The 17,005-nt window shown below is 48.3% G+C and carries 19 protein-coding genes; 9 read left to right on the top strand and 10 right to left on the bottom strand.

The window, feature by feature from the left end; all coding sequences use genetic code 11:
• Window positions 1-22: 22 nt before the first annotated feature.
• Entirely contained in the window at window positions 23-244 is a 222-nt protein-coding gene (locus ACN0S4_RS05370; RefSeq protein ID WP_417656685.1) for a hypothetical protein, read from the bottom strand.
• A 74-nt stretch (window positions 245-318) separates the two neighbouring features.
• On the opposite strand from ACN0S4_RS05370, the gene ACN0S4_RS05365 reads away from it, so the two are divergent.
• Window positions 319-792, top strand: coding sequence for an Rrf2 family transcriptional regulator (locus tag ACN0S4_RS05365; protein ID WP_417656684.1), 474 nt, complete (start codon window positions 319-321; stop codon window positions 790-792).
• Here ACN0S4_RS05365 and ACN0S4_RS05360 read toward each other — a convergent pair.
• From ACN0S4_RS05360 to ACN0S4_RS05345, 4 genes are all read right to left on the bottom strand, one after another.
• Complete coding sequence (locus tag ACN0S4_RS05360) at window positions 719-1,918, bottom strand: vWA domain-containing protein (protein WP_417656683.1); 1,200 nt, start codon at window positions 1,916-1,918, stop codon at window positions 719-721. The genes ACN0S4_RS05365 and ACN0S4_RS05360 overlap by 74 nt on opposite strands.
• Window positions 1,919-1,930: 12 nt before the next feature.
• A complete protein-coding gene (locus ACN0S4_RS05355) occupies window positions 1,931-2,788 on the bottom strand; it encodes an AAA family ATPase (protein WP_417656682.1) in 858 nt (285 codons plus the stop codon).
• A gap of 12 nt (window positions 2,789-2,800) precedes the next feature.
• Entirely contained in the window at window positions 2,801-3,184 is a 384-nt protein-coding gene (locus ACN0S4_RS05350; RefSeq protein ID WP_417656681.1) for a DUF6746 family protein, read from the bottom strand.
• Window positions 3,185-3,285: 101 nt separating this feature from the next.
• The gene (locus ACN0S4_RS05345) at window positions 3,286-4,341 is read right to left on the bottom strand and encodes a DUF3080 family protein (RefSeq protein WP_417656680.1); all 1,056 of its coding nucleotides are present in this window, start codon (window positions 4,339-4,341) and stop codon (window positions 3,286-3,288) included.
• Window positions 4,342-4,372: 31 nt separating this feature from the next.
• Between ACN0S4_RS05345 and ACN0S4_RS05340 the strand changes: the two genes are divergently transcribed.
• Entirely contained in the window at window positions 4,373-4,981 is a 609-nt protein-coding gene (locus ACN0S4_RS05340) for a riboflavin synthase subunit alpha (protein WP_417656679.1), read from the top strand.
• Between the two features lie 90 nt (window positions 4,982-5,071).
• On the opposite strand, the gene ACN0S4_RS05335 is transcribed toward ACN0S4_RS05340, so the two are convergent.
• Together ACN0S4_RS05335 and ACN0S4_RS05330 are read right to left on the bottom strand one after the other, a co-directional pair.
• On the bottom strand, window positions 5,072-5,263 hold the full coding sequence (locus tag ACN0S4_RS05335) for a CPXCG motif-containing cysteine-rich protein (protein ID WP_169929684.1): 192 nt from the start codon (window positions 5,261-5,263) through the stop codon (window positions 5,072-5,074).
• 104 nt (window positions 5,264-5,367) lie between these two features.
• Entirely contained in the window at window positions 5,368-6,273 is a 906-nt protein-coding gene (locus ACN0S4_RS05330) for a DMT family transporter (RefSeq protein WP_417656678.1), read from the bottom strand.
• Between the two features lie 143 nt (window positions 6,274-6,416).
• Here ACN0S4_RS05330 and thrS point away from each other — a divergent pair, with 143 nt between their 5' ends.
• From thrS to ACN0S4_RS05295, 7 genes are all read left to right on the top strand, one after another.
• Window positions 6,417-8,333: a threonine--tRNA ligase gene (gene thrS, locus ACN0S4_RS05325; protein ID WP_417656677.1), complete on the top strand. Its 1,917-nt coding sequence runs from the start codon at window positions 6,417-6,419 to the stop codon at window positions 8,331-8,333.
• Window positions 8,334-8,352: 19 nt separating this feature from the next.
• Complete coding sequence (infC, locus tag ACN0S4_RS05320; RefSeq protein ID WP_417656997.1) at window positions 8,353-8,895, top strand: translation initiation factor IF-3; 543 nt, start codon at window positions 8,353-8,355, stop codon at window positions 8,893-8,895.
• An 85-nt stretch (window positions 8,896-8,980) separates the two neighbouring features.
• A complete protein-coding gene (rpmI, locus tag ACN0S4_RS05315; RefSeq protein ID WP_169929687.1) occupies window positions 8,981-9,178 on the top strand; it encodes a 50S ribosomal protein L35 in 198 nt (65 codons plus the stop codon).
• A 17-nt stretch (window positions 9,179-9,195) separates the two neighbouring features.
• Window positions 9,196-9,549 (top strand): 50S ribosomal protein L20, encoded by a 354-nt coding sequence (rplT, locus tag ACN0S4_RS05310; RefSeq protein WP_169929688.1) that lies wholly within the window; start codon window positions 9,196-9,198, stop codon window positions 9,547-9,549.
• 104 nt (window positions 9,550-9,653) lie between these two features.
• Window positions 9,654-10,634 carry a phenylalanine--tRNA ligase subunit alpha gene (gene pheS / locus ACN0S4_RS05305; RefSeq protein ID WP_417656676.1) on the top strand — a complete coding sequence of 327 codons (981 nt, stop codon included), beginning with the start codon at window positions 9,654-9,656 and terminating at the stop codon, window positions 10,632-10,634.
• 14 nt (window positions 10,635-10,648) lie between these two features.
• Window positions 10,649-13,036 (top strand): phenylalanine--tRNA ligase subunit beta, encoded by a 2,388-nt coding sequence (pheT, locus tag ACN0S4_RS05300; protein WP_417656675.1) that lies wholly within the window; start codon window positions 10,649-10,651, stop codon window positions 13,034-13,036.
• A gap of 5 nt (window positions 13,037-13,041) precedes the next feature.
• Window positions 13,042-13,335 (top strand): integration host factor subunit alpha, encoded by a 294-nt coding sequence (locus ACN0S4_RS05295; protein ID WP_417656674.1) that lies wholly within the window; start codon window positions 13,042-13,044, stop codon window positions 13,333-13,335.
• Between the two features lie 44 nt (window positions 13,336-13,379).
• Here ACN0S4_RS05295 and ACN0S4_RS05290 read toward each other — a convergent pair whose 3' ends face one another.
• From ACN0S4_RS05290 to ACN0S4_RS05280, 3 genes are all read right to left on the bottom strand, one after another.
• Window positions 13,380-15,539, bottom strand: a complete 2,160-nt coding sequence (locus tag ACN0S4_RS05290) for a S46 family peptidase (RefSeq protein ID WP_417656673.1) — start codon at window positions 15,537-15,539, stop codon at window positions 13,380-13,382.
• Window positions 15,540-15,692: 153 nt separating this feature from the next.
• The gene (locus tag ACN0S4_RS05285) at window positions 15,693-16,364 is read right to left on the bottom strand and encodes a ChrR family anti-sigma-E factor (protein ID WP_417656672.1); all 672 of its coding nucleotides are present in this window, start codon (window positions 16,362-16,364) and stop codon (window positions 15,693-15,695) included.
• Window positions 16,357-16,977 (bottom strand): sigma-70 family RNA polymerase sigma factor, encoded by a 621-nt coding sequence (locus ACN0S4_RS05280; RefSeq protein ID WP_417656671.1) that lies wholly within the window; start codon window positions 16,975-16,977, stop codon window positions 16,357-16,359. Before ACN0S4_RS05280 ends, ACN0S4_RS05285 begins: the two co-directional genes overlap by 8 nt.
• Window positions 16,978-17,005: the final 28 nt, after the last annotated feature.

The raw sequence follows: 17,005 nt of genomic DNA, 5'->3' as shown, positions 1-17,005 counted from the left end.
GTGTCACGTATGGTTGAGCTATTTAGCGGAGTTGCTCGCCTAATCGACTTTGGGCTATTAACCGGAATACATATGAGAGCTTAAATAAGCCTGCAAGAACTATCTGTGAAAGATGCAGAACTGCAACAATCATAAGTGGGAAGTGAGCTTCTAGGCCCCACGCAAGATAGGCTACAATCGTAAATAAAGTCAGTGTGATTAACATGGCAAAGTTTGCTGTGGTTAGCATCGTTCTTGCGCTCATAAAATACATCCTCAATGCATGTTTAATAATATGCATTATTAATGTATCTTATAAAAAGATCAAGGGGAGTACTGATGCAAATCAAAAAATATACGGATTATGGTCTGCGGATATTGATGTATTTGGCTGCGCAGCGCGCGTGTGAAGAGGACGTTCAGTCTTTAACGACGATAAAAACGATTTGCGAAACTTTCGATTTGTCCGCAAACCATGTGAATAAAGTTGTGCACCATCTTGGTAAATTGGGACTCATTGAGACGAAACGCGGCAAATTTGGCGGGTTTGTGCTGGCCCAGCAACCAGAAAACATTCGTATCGACTTTGTCATACGCTCGTTGGAAGGCGATGAGTCTTGGGTCGAATGCAGCAGTCCATATTGTGTAGCGACACCCGCTTGTGAACTCAAACACATTATTGCCGCGGGGAAAGAAATTTTTTACCAACACCTAGCAAAATACACCCTGAGCGACTTGGTTACTCAACCACAGCCGTTGTGGCAGATTTTTTTAACAGCGCAGCAATCGCCTCGGTCAAACCCGCAACAGTGAGAGGGTACATGCGGCCGCCCATGATCTCGTGTAGCATGTCAATGGAGTGATGCCAATGCCAGTGTTCGCGTAACTGGGGATTGAGCCAGACGGCATTGGTAAAGTGGCTCAGTAAACGTCGCATCCATACTTCGCCCGGTTCCTCATTCCAATGTTCAACACTGCCGCCTGGGTAAGCGATTTCGTAAGGTCCCATGGTGGCATCACCGACGAAAATCAGCTTGTAGTCGCGACCAAAGCGATGAATAAGATCGAGTGTTGAGAGCTTCTCGGTGTGGCGGCGATGATTCTGCTTCCAAACAGATTCATACACGCAGTTATGAAAATAGTAGAACTCGAGGTGTTTAAACTCATTGCGAGCCGCGGCAAAGAGTTGTTGGCAGGCAAAGATGTGATCGTCCATCGAGCCGCCAACGTCAAAGAGAATTAACACTTTCATGGCATTATGGCGTTCGGGCTGCCACTGCAAATCAAGTAACCCAGCTTTTTTTGAAGTTGCTCGAATGGTTTCGTCCAAATCTAATTCTTCGACCGCCCCAGTCCGAGCAAACTTTCTGAGCCGCCGCAACGCCAGTTGAATGGAGCGATTATTGAGCTTTTCGTCGGTATCCAAGTCTTTGAATTCACGTTTATCCCAAACCTTGACCGCACGTCGCGCATTACTTCCGTCCTGACCAATCCGAATTCCTTCTGGGTGATAGCCGTAGGCACCGAAAGGTGAGGTTCCGCCGGTACCAATCCATTTGTTGCCACCAGCATGTCGCTTTTGCTGTTCTTGTAGACGTTCGCGAAATGCTTTGAGCAATTCATCAAGTCCGCCTAAAGCTTTAAGTTTCGCTGTATCCTCATCGTTCAGATGCTTTTGCATACTGCGTTCAAGCCATTCGGCGGGAATGCTAGACGCAATATCAATTTGTTCGACACCTTCAAAATACTCCGCGCAAGCGCGGTCGAACCGATCATAATGGGTTTCATCTTTCACCATGATCAAGCGCGCCAGATGGTAAAACGCCTCAACATCGGCGAATACCAATTGGCGCTCCATAGCGTTTACCAAATCAAGGAGTTCCGTCAGACTGGTCGGAACGCCATGTTTGCGTAAACAGAGAAAGAATTCGACTAGCATAAGTGGGCTTTGTTACGAGCCATCACGGCGCCGCGCCATGAAGGCCAGTTTCTCGACCAGTTGAACATCTTGCTCATTCTTCAATAACGCGCCGAACAGAGGCATGAGGCCGCCTTTTTGTTTGGTCTCTTGCAGTTGTTGCGGAGTGATTTTTTCCGCTAATAAGAGCTTCAACCAGTCAATTAATTCAGAGGTCGAGGGCTTCTTCTTAACGTTGGGCATTTGCCGCACATCAAAGAACACCTCGAGCGCAGTGCTCAATAGCTGCTTTTGGATATCTGGGTAATGCACTTGAACGATATCGCGCAGGGTATCGGCATCGGGGAACTTGATGTAATGAAAAAAGCACCGGCGCAAAAAGGCATCGGGCAACTCTTTCTCATTATTGGAGGTAATGATGACAATTGGGCGTTGCTGAGCAACGATTTGTTCGCCAGTCTCGTAGACGTGAAATTCCATCTGATCGAGTTCATGCAACAAGTCATTTGGGAATTCAATATCGGCTTTGTCGATTTCATCAATGAGCAGCACCGGCCGCTGTTCAGCAGTAAATGCCTGCCATAACTTACCGGGCTTGATGTAATTGCTAATGTCGTGAACTTTATCGCTACCTAACTGACTATCGCGCAGGCGCGACACTGCATCATACTCGTATAGACCTTGTTGAGCCTTGGTGGTCGACTTAATCTGCCACCGTAACAGGGGAGCATTGAGACTGGCTGCAAGTTCTTCGGCAAGACGAGTTTTACCGGTACCCGGTTCACCTTTTAGCAACAGCGGCTTTTCCAATGTCACCGCGGCATTTACGGCTAAACTAAGATCGTCCGCCACAATATAAGTGGCGGTACTGCTAAACGATTGGCGTGTCATAACGTGTCTCTGTTACTGCTTCGGTGGAGCAATCTTAGCAATATTTTCGAGGTAGTTGGTGCCCGTTTCTTGTACTTGATCAAATTCCATCCGCTCAGAACTGACATGGACCGTTTCAACTTGCTCCTGCATCATGTCAACTTCATCATCTAAACGTTCTAACGCGACTTCAATGGTGTAGGTGAGTTGATGGACTTCCGCCATGTCAGTAGCTGTCAATTCTGCCTTGTTTAAAATGGCTTGCAGTTTAGCGTTATAGACACTGAGGTTTTCTAACGCTGCATCAAGCGTAGGCGATGGCTCACCTTCGAAATGATCAGGACGTTTCTCATCGGCAAACGCAATAGACACAGGAAGTAACGTTAAAGCCAGTACAACAGGTAAGAATTTCATCATAATCTCCATCAGGGGTTAATCGAACAACGAACAGCGAAGCGTACGATCAACGAACAACGCTTTTTCGTTTACAGGTATTGAGAATCATTCGCATTAGAGTATCACGATTGTGAGCCCGGTTGGAAGTCACAGTCACGAAAGAATTGTTGCCAATGTTCTGCGTGCGTTCTGATTGCAGCAGTCAACTCGATGGATAGGTCTTGTAACTCGGTAAGATAATCAACCAATAGCGTTTGGTTGCTGTGTTTTTGAAGCTCTGTGAGTAACGGATTGACGCGATACGCATGTCCGGTCAGGAGTGCGACTTGTGCTTGCACTTCAGCGGCAAAATATTTGCTAAAGACGGTTCGGAGTACCTGGGCACGCTGCGGAGTGCCTGCACTCATACAACCTGCGCGCTCGCCTGAGCCGACGACTAACGAGTGACTTTGCTCAAGCCCATGGATCCATTCGTGCTGATTGCGCCACAATAAACCGAGTGCATCGCTTTGTTCTAACGTTTCAAGAGCTTGTTCAAGGCGCTCAGCACTGATGAGTGATTGCTCGGACTTCTCGGTATACTGAAGCAAACTCAAGAGCACTTGAAAGGCATCTAAACTCTCAGCCAAAGATTCATTCGAGAGGTCAGCGCTACTTTGATTAGCAGGGGTTAGGGCGTGCCGTAATGCGTCATCTGAAGCGATGGCTCGTTGCTTGAGTAGGGGGAGCGTCTCTCGTTTAGCTTCGAGTGCTTGCTGCAACCGTTGTCCGAGCTCAGAATCGGGATTATCCAAGTGAGTCAAACAGTCATTCAATTGGTCAATAATTTCTAAATCACCGTGATAACGTCGAAGACCCGTTTCTAAACGACCCAGAGCCGAGTTCCGTTGCACGATACTGGCACCTGCAGCACACGTATCTAGCCGCAACGAGTCTAATAGCGAGACGGTGACTTCCGGGACTTCAACACGCAGTTCGCGGAGTTCTGGCGGTCGATTTACAGCAGGTAACTGCAACTCTGGTAGCGGCAAATCTTGTGGTGTGGCAACTCGCTCGCGATAGTCGACTAAGACTTTAAGTGCTGGCGGCGCATCACTGCAGCCGCTGAGAGTGAGGCTGGAAAGCAGTATAAGTAGGCCGATTGCATAGCCAAATCGAGTGGTTCTGGTTACAATCATCGGCCTCTCACATCGTTCACGGAATGGGTTTATGTTTACAGGTATTGTCCAAACACAAGCAACCGTTAAAGAACTAACTCGGCGCGGCGAATTCGTCCAGTTGTGCTTGCAAGTTGAGCCTCAGTTTCTGGTCAACGTTCAGCTCGGTGCCAGTATAGCCATAAACGGCTGTTGTCTCACGGTGGTTCACTTTACCGAAACAACGGTCAATTTCGATGTGATTGACGAAACCTTGCGCTTAACCAATCTGGGTGAATTGCGCGTGGGTAGTTTAGTGAATTTTGAACGGTCACTGAAAGTCGGTGATGAAATAGGCGGGCATCATGTGTCTGGTCACATACACGGTGTCGGCACGGTTGCACAACTCGATATCAGCGATGATAACTGGGCGATGTGGATTGAGTTTCCAGAAGACTTTAATCGCTACATTTTTGCCAAGGGCTTTATCAGCGTCAACGGCGCTAGTCTGACTATTGGTCAGGTCAAAGACAATCGTTTCTCGCTGCACCTAATTCCGGAAACACTGCGGTTAACCAACTTAGCTGACGTTGAAGTAGGTACACGCCTAAATCTAGAACTGGATCAACAAACGATCACCATCGTCGACACGGTAGAACGAACCCTCGCCAATAGACAGTGAAAAGTTAATAGTGAACAGGTAATAGAAAACCAAAGATCGAGTCTGGTGGTTGCTATTCACTATTTACCGTTCACTATTCACCATCTCTCGTTATTCCTCCACCCGGAGGCGGAGTTGATCGTGCAGTTCATCGACCTCCAGATGCAGATGAATATCATGCCCACAGGCGCGACATTCGTCCTGATAGTCTTGGTCGCCCTGACTCGGGTCGAGCATTACATGCACGGCATGTCCGCACATGGGGCAATGAACCGATGCATCACGTAATTTCTCAGCATTCATGACAGGTACTCCTCAGTTAAACTCCTTGCTATTGAGAGCTTTCACTGGTGAGTATGGTACGTGGACTGGATATTTTCCTGCCGTAATCAAGCTAACAAAGTTAACTAATTGAAGAGTAGTGCAATTCCGCAAACAGCAAGTAATGCGCCCGCTATTGCGCGCAACGAAAGTCGGCGCCGACCGTGTTCTGCTGGTAGAAACCATTGAATGGGTATCAGCCATAACGGCGCGGTTGCCAACAAGGTTTGCGCCACGCCTGGGTGCACATAAGCAATGGCGGTCTGTTGCAACCAAATAGCAATGAATGTACCTAGTACAATGGCTGTAACTAACCAAGGAATGGACGTGTGGCGCAATGCCGAACGAGTGGAACTAATGAGGCTTGGTTTGAGTACTAATAAAGCGATTGTTAATGCCACGGTTCCGGCAAAAATACGCAGTAATGCAGCGTTCAATGGATTCATATCGAAAGCAGTCAGCGCATGAAACGCCATGACTAAGCCGATGGCTTGACACAATGCCGCGCCAACACCAGCTGCGAGGCCAGACCGGCTCAACTGAACTTTCGTAACTGTGGCTGGTTGTCGTTCAGAGAGCACAATGACGATGCCGCCGATAATCACCAACGCAGCAATAATTTCGACAGCGGCCATTCCTTCATTCAAAAACCACCAAGCAATCAGTGCCGCAAAGGGCGGTGCTAAGTACTCTAGTAGCATGGTGTGCCAGGGGCCAAGGCGGCGTAGGGCAGTGAAATACAGGGTATCGCCAATGGTAATGCCGATCACCCCGCTAGCCAGTAACAGCCATGCTGCAGTGCTACCATCAAAGCTCAGGAGTTGACCGGTTAACCATGCTGCGATGAATAATAACGGACACGCGACGACACCTTTGACCAGGTTCAATTGTGCCGCGTTCAGGTAACTACCCGCTTGGTTGTATAGCAGCGTGGCGATGGCCCAAAATAGTGCGGCGGTGAGTGCGGCCAAATGACCGATATAGGCTTCCATGGCGCGCTATTCTAGCGGCCATTTCGGATTGCAGCAATGCGCAGGCTGCGATATAGTTGCGGGCTAATTCGTGAGAACTCAAACTCGCTTTAAAAATCACAAGTGACACTTGGTAGGTGCCACCACTGTTAAAGGATAAAGTCATGCCTGTAGTAACGCTTCCCGACGGTAGTCAACGCGCATATGAAAACCCAGTCTCCATTTTAGAAGTCGCCCAAGATATCGGCCCAGGTTTGGCAAAAGCCACCGTTGCTGGTCGTATTAATGGTGAGCTTGCGGATGCAAGTGACCTGATCACCAGTGACTCAACACTTCATATCATTACGCCGAAAGACGACGATGGACTGCATATTATTCGTCACTCCTGCGCGCATTTGTTAGGACACGCCATCAAGCAGCTGTTTCCTAATGTGAAAATGGCGATTGGCCCGGTTATCGATAACGGTTTTTACTATGACGTTGATCTCGACAAATCGTTAACGCAAGACGACTTGAATGCCATTGAACAACGCATGCAAGAACTGGCCAAGACTGAATATGAAGTCGTGAAGAAGAAGGTCAGCTGGCAGGAAGCGCGCGAAACCTTCGTGCAACGACATGAGTCCTACAAAGTTGAAATTTTAGATGATGATATCAGTCAGGATGATCGCCCTGGTCTGTATCATCATGAAGAATACATTGATATGTGCCGCGGCCCTCATGTTCCTAACATGCGGTTTTGTCAGCATTTCAAAATTATGAAGGTTGCTGGTGCCTATTGGCGCGGTGATTCTGACAACAAAATGCTGCAACGCATTTATGGCACCGCGTGGACTGACAAGAAACAGTTAAAAGCGTACTTACAACGTCTGGAAGAAGCTGAGAAGCGTGACCATCGCAAGATCGGTAAAACCCAAGACTTGTTCCATTGGCAAGAAGAAGCGCCGGGAATGGTGTTCTGGCACAACAACGGCTGGACCATTTTCCTTGAGTTGGAGCGCTATGTTCGGCAGAAACTGCGTGAGTACCGTTACCAAGAGGTGAAAGGTCCATTAATGATGGATCGCGTCTTGTGGGAACGTTCTGGCCACTGGGAGAAGTTTTCTGAATTGATGTTTACCACTTCTTCAGAAAACCGCGAATACGCAGTGAAGCCGATGAACTGCCCGGGTCACGTCCAAATCTTTAACCAAGGTTTGAAATCCTACCGTGATTTACCGTTGCGTATGGCTGAGTTCGGTTGTTGTCATCGAAATGAGCCGTCAGGTGCTTTGCATGGTTTGATGCGGGTCCGTGGCTTCACGCAAGACGATGCTCATATCTTCTGTACCGAAGATCAAATACAGGAAGAAGTCAGCGGCTGTATCAAAATGGTCTATGAAACCTACAAAACATTCGGTTTTAACGACATTGTTGTGAAACTGTCGACTCGTCCTGAAAAACGATTGGGTGACGATGCCACGTGGGACCGCTCTGAGGCCGCTTTAGCTCAAGCTTTGAAGAATAATGGCATCGATTTTGAGTATTTGCCCGGAGAAGGGGCGTTTTACGGCCCTAAAATCGAATTTACCTTGCACGACTGTATCGGTCGGGCATGGCAATGTGGTACAGTACAGCTCGATTTTGCGTTGCCTGGCCGATTAGGTGCGACCTATGTTGGCGAGAACAACGAAAGACACGTGCCGGTGATGATTCACCGCGCGATTTTAGGGTCTCTCGAGCGCTTCATGGGTATTCTCATTGAAGAGTATGCGGGTTATTTCCCAACGTGGCTGGCGCCAAACCAAGTCGTTGTCATGAATATTACCGATAATCAGGCGGATTACGCCAAAAATATCGTGAAAGAACTGACAAAACTGGGCTTTAGAGCAACAGCTGACTTGAGAAATGAGAAAATAGGCTTTAAAATCCGCGAGCACACATTAAAACGTGTTCCATATTTATTGGTTGTCGGCGACAAAGAAGTCGAGAACCAAGCGGTTGCGGTACGTACTCGTCGTGGCGAAGACCACGGTGTGAAAGGGCTCAACGAGTTTATTGAGCTACTCACAGACGATGTAAATACACGCAAGATTAGTTAACTTGTTGGAGGAATAACCCATTAAAGGCGGAAAAAGAACTCAGAAAGCTAGTGACAAAAATCGGATTAATGAAGAAATTCGCGTCAACGAAGTACGTTTGATTGGCGTTGAAGCCGAACAGATTGGTGTCGTAAGTATTCAAGAAGCTCTTACATTGGCAGAAGAAGCTGGTGTTGATTTGGTGGAGATCAGCCCGAACGCTGAACCACCTGTCTGTCGTTTGATGGATTATGGCAAGTTCCTCTACGAGAAAGCAAAGAACCAGAAAGAGCAGAAGAAAAACCAGAAGCAGATCCAGGTGAAGGAAGTTAAATTCCGTCCTGGAACTGATGAAGGCGATTATCAGGTAAAACTACGCAACCTGACTCGCTTTCTGGAGGGAGGTGACAAAACTAAAGTCACTATCCGTTTCCGTGGCCGGGAAATGGCACACCAAGACCTCGGGATTGATTTGTTAAATCGTATTAAAGACGATTTACAGGAAATCTCGACCGTCGAATCGTTCCCAAGACGTGCTGAGGGTCGCCAGATGATTATGGTGCTGGCCCCTGTTAAGAAGTAACTGTGGTTTGCAAGTAGGGCGGTTGTTGTAACCAATAACCAAACTCACCCTGTTACACTTTTATTAACAATGCGGAGTAATTTTCATGCCGAAAATGAAATCCAATAAAGGCGCATCCAAGCGCTTTAAGAAAACCGCTTCAGGCGGCTTTAAATGCAAGCAATCACACTTGCGCCACATCCTGACTAAGAAGAGCTCAAAGCGTAAGCGTCATCTCCGTGCAAAAAGCATGGTACATGTAGCTGACGTTCCACTTGTCGCTCGTATGTTACCGTACGCTTAAGGAAGGAGATTTAAAAAATGGCACGAGTAAAACGTGGTGTGACAGCGCGCGCGCGTCACAAGAAAGTCCTGAAGCAGGCGAAAGGTTATTATGGTGCTCGTAGTCGCGTTTATCGCGTCGCGAAGCAAGCTGTTATCAAAGCAGGTCAGTACGCATACCGCGACCGCCGTGCGAAGAAACGTCAATTCCGTCAATTGTGGATTGTTCGTATCAACGCTGCAGCGCGTCAAAACGGTTTGTCATACAGCCGCTTTATCAATGGCTTGAAAAAAGCATCTGTAGAAATCGATCGTAAAATCCTAGCTGACATCGCTGTGCACGACCAAAATGGTTTTGCTGCGTTGGTAGAGAAAGCAAAAAGCTCTCTGTAAGCGGGTATAGGTTGTGAAAAAGGGAGCAGAGATGCTCCCTTTTTTTGTGCATTTTCGTTATCATAGGCGACTTTGTAAGCTATGGACCACCACTGAGGAACGTCATGGAGTTAAATGACATCGTAGCAGCTGCAGAAGCTGCTGTAGCGGCTGCCGATTCGCCGCAAGCACTGGATCAAGTTCGGGTCGACTATTTGGGTAAAAAAGGGCGCTTAACTGAGCAGCTCAAAAGCCTAGGCGCACTCAGTGCAGAGGAACGTCCTGCTGCCGGTCAAGCCATCAACCAAGCCAAGCAACAAGTGCAGGGTTTGATTAATGCGCGGAATGACGAGCTAAAACTAGCTGAACTCAACGCAAAATTAGCAGCAGAGCGCATCGATGTCAGTTTGCCTGGACGTCGCAGTCAGGTCGGTGGTTTTCATCCAGTGACCAAAACCATTCAGCGTATTGAAGCGTTTTTCGGTGACCTTGGCTTTCGTGTGGTAGAGGGACCTGAAGTCGAAGACGCCTTTCACAATTTTGATGCGTTAAATATTCCAGCGAATCATCCGGCTCGCGCTGATCACGATACGTTCTACTTCGATGCGAATACGATGCTACGTACACAGACTTCAGGTGTACAAATTCGTACCATGGAAAAAGAACAACCGCCGCTACGGATCATTTCGCCTGGGCGCGTGTATCGCAATGACTATGATCAGACGCACACGCCGATGTTCCATCAAGTCGAAGGGTTAATGATCGACACCGATGTGAGCTTCACCCAATTGAAAGGGATCTTAGAAGACTTCCTCGTGAATTTCTTTGAAGAGTCCTTAGAAGTGCGTTTCCGTCCATCTTATTTCCCGTTTACTGAGCCGTCCGCGGAAGTGGATGTACGCCGTAAAGATGGTCAATGGTTAGAAGTGTTAGGTTGTGGCATGGTTCACCCGAGTGTTCTTCAAGCCGTCGGTATTGATAGCGAAAAATATACCGGTTTTGCATTTGGCATGGGAGTCGAACGCCTCACGATGCTGCGTTATGGCGTGAATGATTTACGCGCATTCTTTGAGAATGACGTCCGCTTCTTAAAACAATTTAATTAAGACCAGGTGAGCAAATGAAATTCAGTGAACAGTGGTTACGGACCTGGGTGAACCCAACATTGTCGAGCTTAGAGTTATCTGAACAACTCAGCATGGCAGGATTAGAAGTTGACGGTATCGAGCCGGTTGCAGAGCATTTTACCGGTGTAGTGGTCGGCGAAGTGGTGAATTGTTGGCAGCATCCAGATGCCGATAAGCTGCAAGTAACCGAGGTGAATGTTGGTACCGATGAATTGCAAACGATCGTATGTGGTGCGCCTAATTGTCGCGCAGGCCTCAAAGTTGCCGTGGCAACGGTCGGCGCCGTGCTACCGGGTGACTTCAAAATTAAGAAAGCAAAGTTACGTGGGCAACCATCGAATGGCATGCTGTGCTCAGCGTCAGAACTGGGTTTGAGCGACGACCATGATGGTATTCTTGAACTTCCGGCAGATGCACCGCTTGGCCAAGACTATCGCGACTACTTAGGCTTAGACGATGTCACCCTAGATGTAGATTTAACGCCAAACCGTGCCGATTGTTTGGGCGTTCGCGGTATCGCCCGTGAAGTCGGCGTACTCAACCGATTACCCGTCACTGAACCGACTATTGAAGCGGTGAAGCCAGCCATTGATGACGAACGAGCGGTCTTCTTGGACGCTCCTGCAGCGTGTCCACGTTATTTAGGTCGAGTAGTGCGCGGGATTAATGTCAAAGCGCCATCACCGCTGTGGTTGCAAGAGCGGTTGCGTCGCAGTGGTGTGCGCAGTATTGATGCCGTGGTCGATGTGACGAACTACATTTTGTTAGAGCTGGGGCATCCAATGCATGCCTTTGATTTGGCAAAAATTGATGGTGCTGTTCATGTTCGAATGGCAACGCAAGGTGAGAAGTTGACCTTGTTAGACGGCCAAGAAGTCACCCTTCAAGACGATGTTTTAGTGATTGCTGATGAGAGCAAAGCGCTTGCAATGGCTGGGATTTTCGGTGGTGAAGACAGCGGAGTGAGCGAAACATCACAAGATATTTTTCTAGAGTCTGCCTTCTTTAGCCCGAATGCCATAGCAGGGCGTGCCCGTCGTTTTGGATTGCATACAGATGCCTCGCATCGATATGAGCGCGGTGTTGATCCTGAATTACAGCGCGACGCAATGGAGCGAGCAACTGCACTATTGATTGAAATTTGTGGTGGTGAGCCGGGTCCTATTGTCGAAGCCGTTGCTCCCGATCAACTGCCCAAGCCAGCACAAGTCACTTTGCGTGCGGCACGATTACAGAAAGTGCTCGGCATTGCCATCGCTGCCGAGGAAGTCACTGAAATTCTTGAGCGACTTGGCTTCAAGGTAGTTACTTCGGACGCTGGTTGGGACGTCACCGTGCCGACCTTCCGGTTCGATATCAGTATTGAAGAAGACCTGATTGAAGAAGTGGCGCGAATTTACGGTTATCACCGTATTCAAGCATCAGCACCAGCGGCGCAATTGCGCATGATTCCGCGCCAAGAACGTCGCAGTAGCGCTGATAGCGTTAAGCGTCTGTTGATTGACCGTGGTTATCAAGAAGCGATCACCTATAGTTTTGTTGACCCTAAGCATCAAGCGATGCTGTTTGATGATATTGCAGCTTTAACACTGCCATACCCAATTTCATTAGATATGTCGTCGATGCGTGTGAGTTTATGGCCAGGCCTGATTGGCGCGGTTACTCATAACCAAAAGCGTCAGCAACCGGTCTTGGCATTCTGTGAAACGGGTCTTCGTTTCGTGCCGGATCTGCAGGCAGAAAATGGTGTGCGTCAGCAAGCCATGGTTGCCGGTATTCGCGCAGGAAAAGCGGCTGCGGAACATTGGAGTGAAGGTGAGCGTGCCGTCGATTTTTATGACATCAAGGGTGATGTTGAAGCACTATTGGCGAATCGAGGGATTGAAGGAGCTTGCCGTTTTGTTGAAGACCATCACCCTGCGCTGCACCCAGGTCAATCGGCGGCTATTTTTGCTGCTGAAAAGCGCATTGGTTGGGTAGGGGCTATTCATCCTCAGTTCGAGAAGAAGCTCGGACTGAATGGTCGTACCTACGTATTTGAGCTTGAGTTAGCGGCGGTAACTGAACGACGTTTACCACAGGCGGTCGGTGTTTCTAAATTCCCGTCGATTCGACGCGATATCGCTGTGGTATTGAAGCAATCGATTGCGGCAGGCGAAGTGATTGCGGCCATTGAAAATATTGGCGTAAATCATTTAGTTGGCCTAAACTTATTTGATGTTTATCAGGGGCCTGGGGTCGCAGAAGGGCATCGCAGCCTTGCGTTGTCATTGACATTACAGCACCCAGAGCGCACCCTCGAAGAACAAGAGATCAATACCACAATCAAAACTGTGGTGGAGATGTTGACAGCTGAGTTTGGGGCAACCCTACGGGAGTGAGCATTATGGCGCTAACAAAGGCAGAAATGGCCGAGCGTTTGTTCGACAAGTACGGTATCAACAAACGTGATGCAAAAGAATTGGTCGAGCATTTTTTTGAAGCCATTCGGCATTCGTTAGAAAATGGTGAACCGGTGAAACTGTCTGGTTTTGGAAATTTTGAGCTACGGACCAAGAACGAACGTCCTGGCCGTAACCCAAAAACTGGAGAAGACATACCCATTTCAGCACGTCGTGTTGTAACCTTTCGGCCAGGCCAAAAGTTGAAACAACGCGTCAGCAGCGCTAAACCTGAATAATCCTCTCTCGTTTTCAACGCGTGATAAGAAGTAAGGCGTCGAGGTTACTCGACGCCAAGTTCCTCGAGTAAGTTATCCGCTTTATCAACGTGCTTCATTTGCCACAGCATGAAGCGCCAATCGACTTGGATGGAGCGGGTATTATCTAGATTGAAATCCCAATCTGAAATAATCGAGTCGAGCGTGCCGTCAAAAGCCAACCCAACAAACTCTCCTTTACCATTGAGTACTGCAGAACCTGAATTCCCGCCAGTAATGTCTAGTGTTGCCAAGAAGTTCACAGGTACTGAATCAAGCGACTCGACATAGTAATCGCCATAATCTTTCGCATCGATAGCAGCTAATTGATTGGCCGGGGCGTTGAACTCGCCTTCGCCCGTAGCTTTCTCGGTGATGCCACGCAACGTCGTAAACGCAGTCCAAGCCGTACCATCATAGGTACCATGACCACGGCCTTCGACGGTTCCAAAGGTAACGCGTAATGTGCTGTTTGCATCCGGATAAACGGCTTCGCCCTGGCTATTCATATAGGCGATTTTGGCGCGCATGTAGCTGGCATAGGCTTGCTGAATTTTACCACCACGTTCTTCACGTTCCGCTTCGCGTTCCCGATCGAATGCGTAGAGTCCTACGGCAGCGCGGACAAATGCATCGTCGGTATCCGCCATTTGTGCGGGCGATTGCTTCAGGAGTTCTAACCGAGCTTCAAGATCGAGCAGTGTGGTATTGGCATACCAGCTGTCGATGAGATTACGAATATCCGCGTCACTCATGTTGTTGCTGATACCCATTTGCTGGTCAAAATCAGCATTCCGCTCTGCTTCTGGAAGGTTAGCGTAAGCACTGAGATTATGAAAATCGAGTGCTTTTTCGACTTCAACGTCGAAGTTGCGCTCCATACCACGCAAGAAGGCCTCAAAACGTGGTAGATCACGTTCTTGGTAGCCAAGATCTCGGTCACTATCTGGTTTTTGCTGCTCTTCGGCAAGACGGTATAACGCTCGGGCCACACCGAGAAGACGCGGACTAGCGTTGTTCAAATAATAGTCTTCGCGACTCTGTGCTTGTGACTCCGCCAGCAACGATTCGATGGCTTCGAGATCATCAGCGTAAGCTTCGCGATTGGATTCCGAGCTCATGACCCAATCAGTCAACTCGGCGTGTTCTGCGCGCTTGCGCTCAAGCATTTCGCCTTCACCATAACTGTCGAGCATACCCTGACGGTTTTTCAGGTAATTGTTCAAACCTGCAACACGGCTCGCGTATTTCAGTTCCGCATCTTTATTGGTTGCGGTTACGGAGTCAATAATGGCTAACTGCGTAGTGAAATTCTCAACCGTTTTCGGGTAACTCCATTCAAAGGTTGATTCCACTTCAGACGGCAAGCGATGGCGATTGGTGCTGCCTGGATATCCGAGCGCCATAACAAAGTCACCTTCGTTTAACGGACTTGAAGCGAGCTCCAAGTGAAAGTCAGGTGCATAAGGTACGTTGTCTTCGTGATATTCGGCCGATTCACCTTCTGGGCTTACATAAGCGCGCAGAAAGCTGTAATCGCCTGTATGGCGCGGCCACATCCAGTTATCCGTGTCACCGCCAAATTTACCAACGCCTTCAGCTGGAGCGTGAACTAAACGCACGTCTTTAATTTCTAATTGCTTGATTAGGAAATATTCCAGGCTGCCGTAATAACCCGCAACGCGACAACGGTGTCCCGCATCAGCTTCACACTCGGCGACTAATCGCTTTTGATTCGCTTCAATGGCATCTAAGCGTGCTTTACCATTCAACTGAGCAGTGTCGTTATCGATAATTTGCTCAGTGACTTGGGTTACTTCTTTCGTGACATAAATACGACTGCCAGGAGCAGCGGGTAGCTCTTCACCAATGGTGTCGGCAAGAAAGCCATTCGAAAGGAGATCATTCTCGGGCGTTGAGTTGTGCGCAATACTGTTATAAACACAGTGGTGATTGGTCGCTACCAAACCTTGCGGTGATACAAATGACGCAGAGCAGCCACCGAGACTGACAATCGCACCCATCGGAAATTCAGTGAGTTTGGTTAAATCACTCGGATCAAGTTCAAGTCCTGTAGCTTTTAATTCGGCGGCAATTTCAGGCAATTGCTGAGGCATCCACATGCCTTCATTGGCACTAGCAGTGGCACTGACAATCGCCAGTGCTATAAGCGTTCGTTTCATCATAGTTATTATCTCTGGATGGTTAGTAAATACCTTTCGACTATAGCGATTTGCGTGGGGTGTGAAAAGCAAAAGCACAGGTCTCGAAACATACGGAAACAAAAATGCCGACTCAACATTGCTGCGGAGTCGGCATTTGTTTTATATGTAAACCGTCTAACGGAAAAACAGACTGCTGAATGGATTCAACAGACGACTGATACCCGTTGTAAAGTGCATTGGGGCATCGAGTGTTGCCAACGTTAAGCAATCTTCACCTTGCGTTTGCGGCGTATGCTTATGGTGCTCATCTAGCAAGATAAAGTCACCGTCACGATATTCGTTGAATTCATCATTGAACACACCGTTAATCACTAACGTTGCTTCACGGCCTTTGTGCGTGTGCTCTGGCACTTGTGCACCATCCGCCATATAAATCAGATTCAACATCTCGCCGTTGCCAATATCTACTGGCGCACGCCACAACTTGCTCACCATGTGGTGCCACTGACCGATGCGATGCTCGTTGCGTGCTAGCGTCGCTGGCAGCGCAAAACGCTTGCCTTCTAGCGAAATATAATCGCGTGCTGCCTCTGCTCGAACTTGGATGGGAGCAGGAGAGTTCATAATCGACTCGAGCATCGAGTCAACCACGGTATTCGGTAACGCAGCGTCAGATACCCGTTCACCGAGCACCTTCAACGCGACCTGTTCTTCAATGTCAGCAACGTGCTGCTGACACTGTGGACACATATCAACGTGCGTACCAATCATCACAAGCATGGCAGGGTTCAATTCACCTGTCGCATACTGCACCAATAATTGTTCGTGAGGATGTGATTTAATCATCAGTCTTAATCAACTCTTTCAGTTTTTGAAGCGCAAGCCGAGTACGAGACTTCACTGTACCCAACGGGATGTCGAGTGCGTCAGCGACTTCTTGCTGCGACTTGCCCTCGATATAAATGAGTTCAACCACCTCTTTTTGGGCGATTGGGAGACTTTCGCAATATACAGCGAGCTGCTGCAAGAGCAGGTCATCATCTAATGCATAGTCGTCATCTAGCGATTCATTGGTCTCAGCTAATACCGGCCACAAATCGTCGGCGCTTAAATCATATTGCCGATGTTTATTTTTCCGTAAGAAATCAAAACGAATGTTTCTTGCGATCGTAAAAATCCAGGTCGCAGCAGAGCCACGATCCGGCTTAAATAAATGTGCCTTGTGCCAGACGTTCGTCATTGTTTCTTGCACAAGGTCCATGGCCGTCTGTTCGTTGCCAAACTGACGGGTAGCATAGGCTTGAAGCTTTGGAGCAAAATGCTTAAACAATTCAGCAAAAGCTTGACGACTTCTGGATGCTGCAATGCGAGAAAGAAGCTCAGCAGCGTATTCAGCACTATCTGGCTGCGCAGAGGACATAGGTTTCCGTTTTGTGGGTGATTCAATCACTGACTGCATAGTCTATACCTGCTGATATTTTCCTCAA

Origin of the sequence: Pseudidiomarina aestuarii (assembly GCF_048263735.1) — a bacterium.
GTDB lineage: Bacteria > Pseudomonadota > Gammaproteobacteria > Enterobacterales > Alteromonadaceae > Pseudidiomarina > Pseudidiomarina aestuarii_B.
Note: the sequence above shows the minus strand (reverse complement) of the source record. Positions and strands in the feature narration are given on the sequence as shown.

Bases quoted from the DNA above. Each gene is read 5' to 3' on its own strand.
- ACN0S4_RS05345 (WP_417656680.1), bottom strand. From the start codon at position 4,341: ATGATTGTAACCAGAACCACTCGATTTGGCTATGCAATCGGCCTACTT.
- ACN0S4_RS05335 (WP_169929684.1), bottom strand. From the start codon at position 5,263: ATGAATGCTGAGAAATTACGTGATGCATCGGTTCATTGCCCCATGTGC.
- ACN0S4_RS05330 (WP_417656678.1), bottom strand. From the start codon at position 6,273: ATGGAAGCCTATATCGGTCATTTGGCCGCACTCACCGCCGCACTATTT.
- ACN0S4_RS05355 (WP_417656682.1), bottom strand. From the start codon at position 2,788: ATGACACGCCAATCGTTTAGCAGTACCGCCACTTATATTGTGGCGGAC.
- ACN0S4_RS05360 (WP_417656683.1), bottom strand. From the start codon at position 1,918: ATGCTAGTCGAATTCTTTCTCTGTTTACGCAAACATGGCGTTCCGACC.
- ACN0S4_RS05285 (WP_417656672.1), bottom strand. From the start codon at position 16,364: ATGATTAAATCACATCCTCACGAACAATTATTGGTGCAGTATGCGACA.
- rpmI (WP_169929687.1), top strand. From the start codon at position 8,981: ATGCCGAAAATGAAATCCAATAAAGGCGCATCCAAGCGCTTTAAGAAA.
- ACN0S4_RS05370 (WP_417656685.1), bottom strand. From the start codon at position 244: ATGAGCGCAAGAACGATGCTAACCACAGCAAACTTTGCCATGTTAATC.
- ACN0S4_RS05340 (WP_417656679.1), top strand. From the start codon at position 4,373: ATGTTTACAGGTATTGTCCAAACACAAGCAACCGTTAAAGAACTAACT.
- pheT (WP_417656675.1), top strand. From the start codon at position 10,649: ATGAAATTCAGTGAACAGTGGTTACGGACCTGGGTGAACCCAACATTG.
- ACN0S4_RS05290 (WP_417656673.1), bottom strand. From the start codon at position 15,539: ATGATGAAACGAACGCTTATAGCACTGGCGATTGTCAGTGCCACTGCT.
- ACN0S4_RS05350 (WP_417656681.1), bottom strand. From the start codon at position 3,184: ATGATGAAATTCTTACCTGTTGTACTGGCTTTAACGTTACTTCCTGTG.
- ACN0S4_RS05365 (WP_417656684.1), top strand. From the start codon at position 319: ATGCAAATCAAAAAATATACGGATTATGGTCTGCGGATATTGATGTAT.
- rplT (WP_169929688.1), top strand. From the start codon at position 9,196: ATGGCACGAGTAAAACGTGGTGTGACAGCGCGCGCGCGTCACAAGAAA.
- ACN0S4_RS05295 (WP_417656674.1), top strand. From the start codon at position 13,042: ATGGCGCTAACAAAGGCAGAAATGGCCGAGCGTTTGTTCGACAAGTAC.
- ACN0S4_RS05280 (WP_417656671.1), bottom strand. From the start codon at position 16,977: ATGCAGTCAGTGATTGAATCACCCACAAAACGGAAACCTATGTCCTCT.
- pheS (WP_417656676.1), top strand. From the start codon at position 9,654: ATGGAGTTAAATGACATCGTAGCAGCTGCAGAAGCTGCTGTAGCGGCT.
- thrS (WP_417656677.1), top strand. From the start codon at position 6,417: ATGCCTGTAGTAACGCTTCCCGACGGTAGTCAACGCGCATATGAAAAC.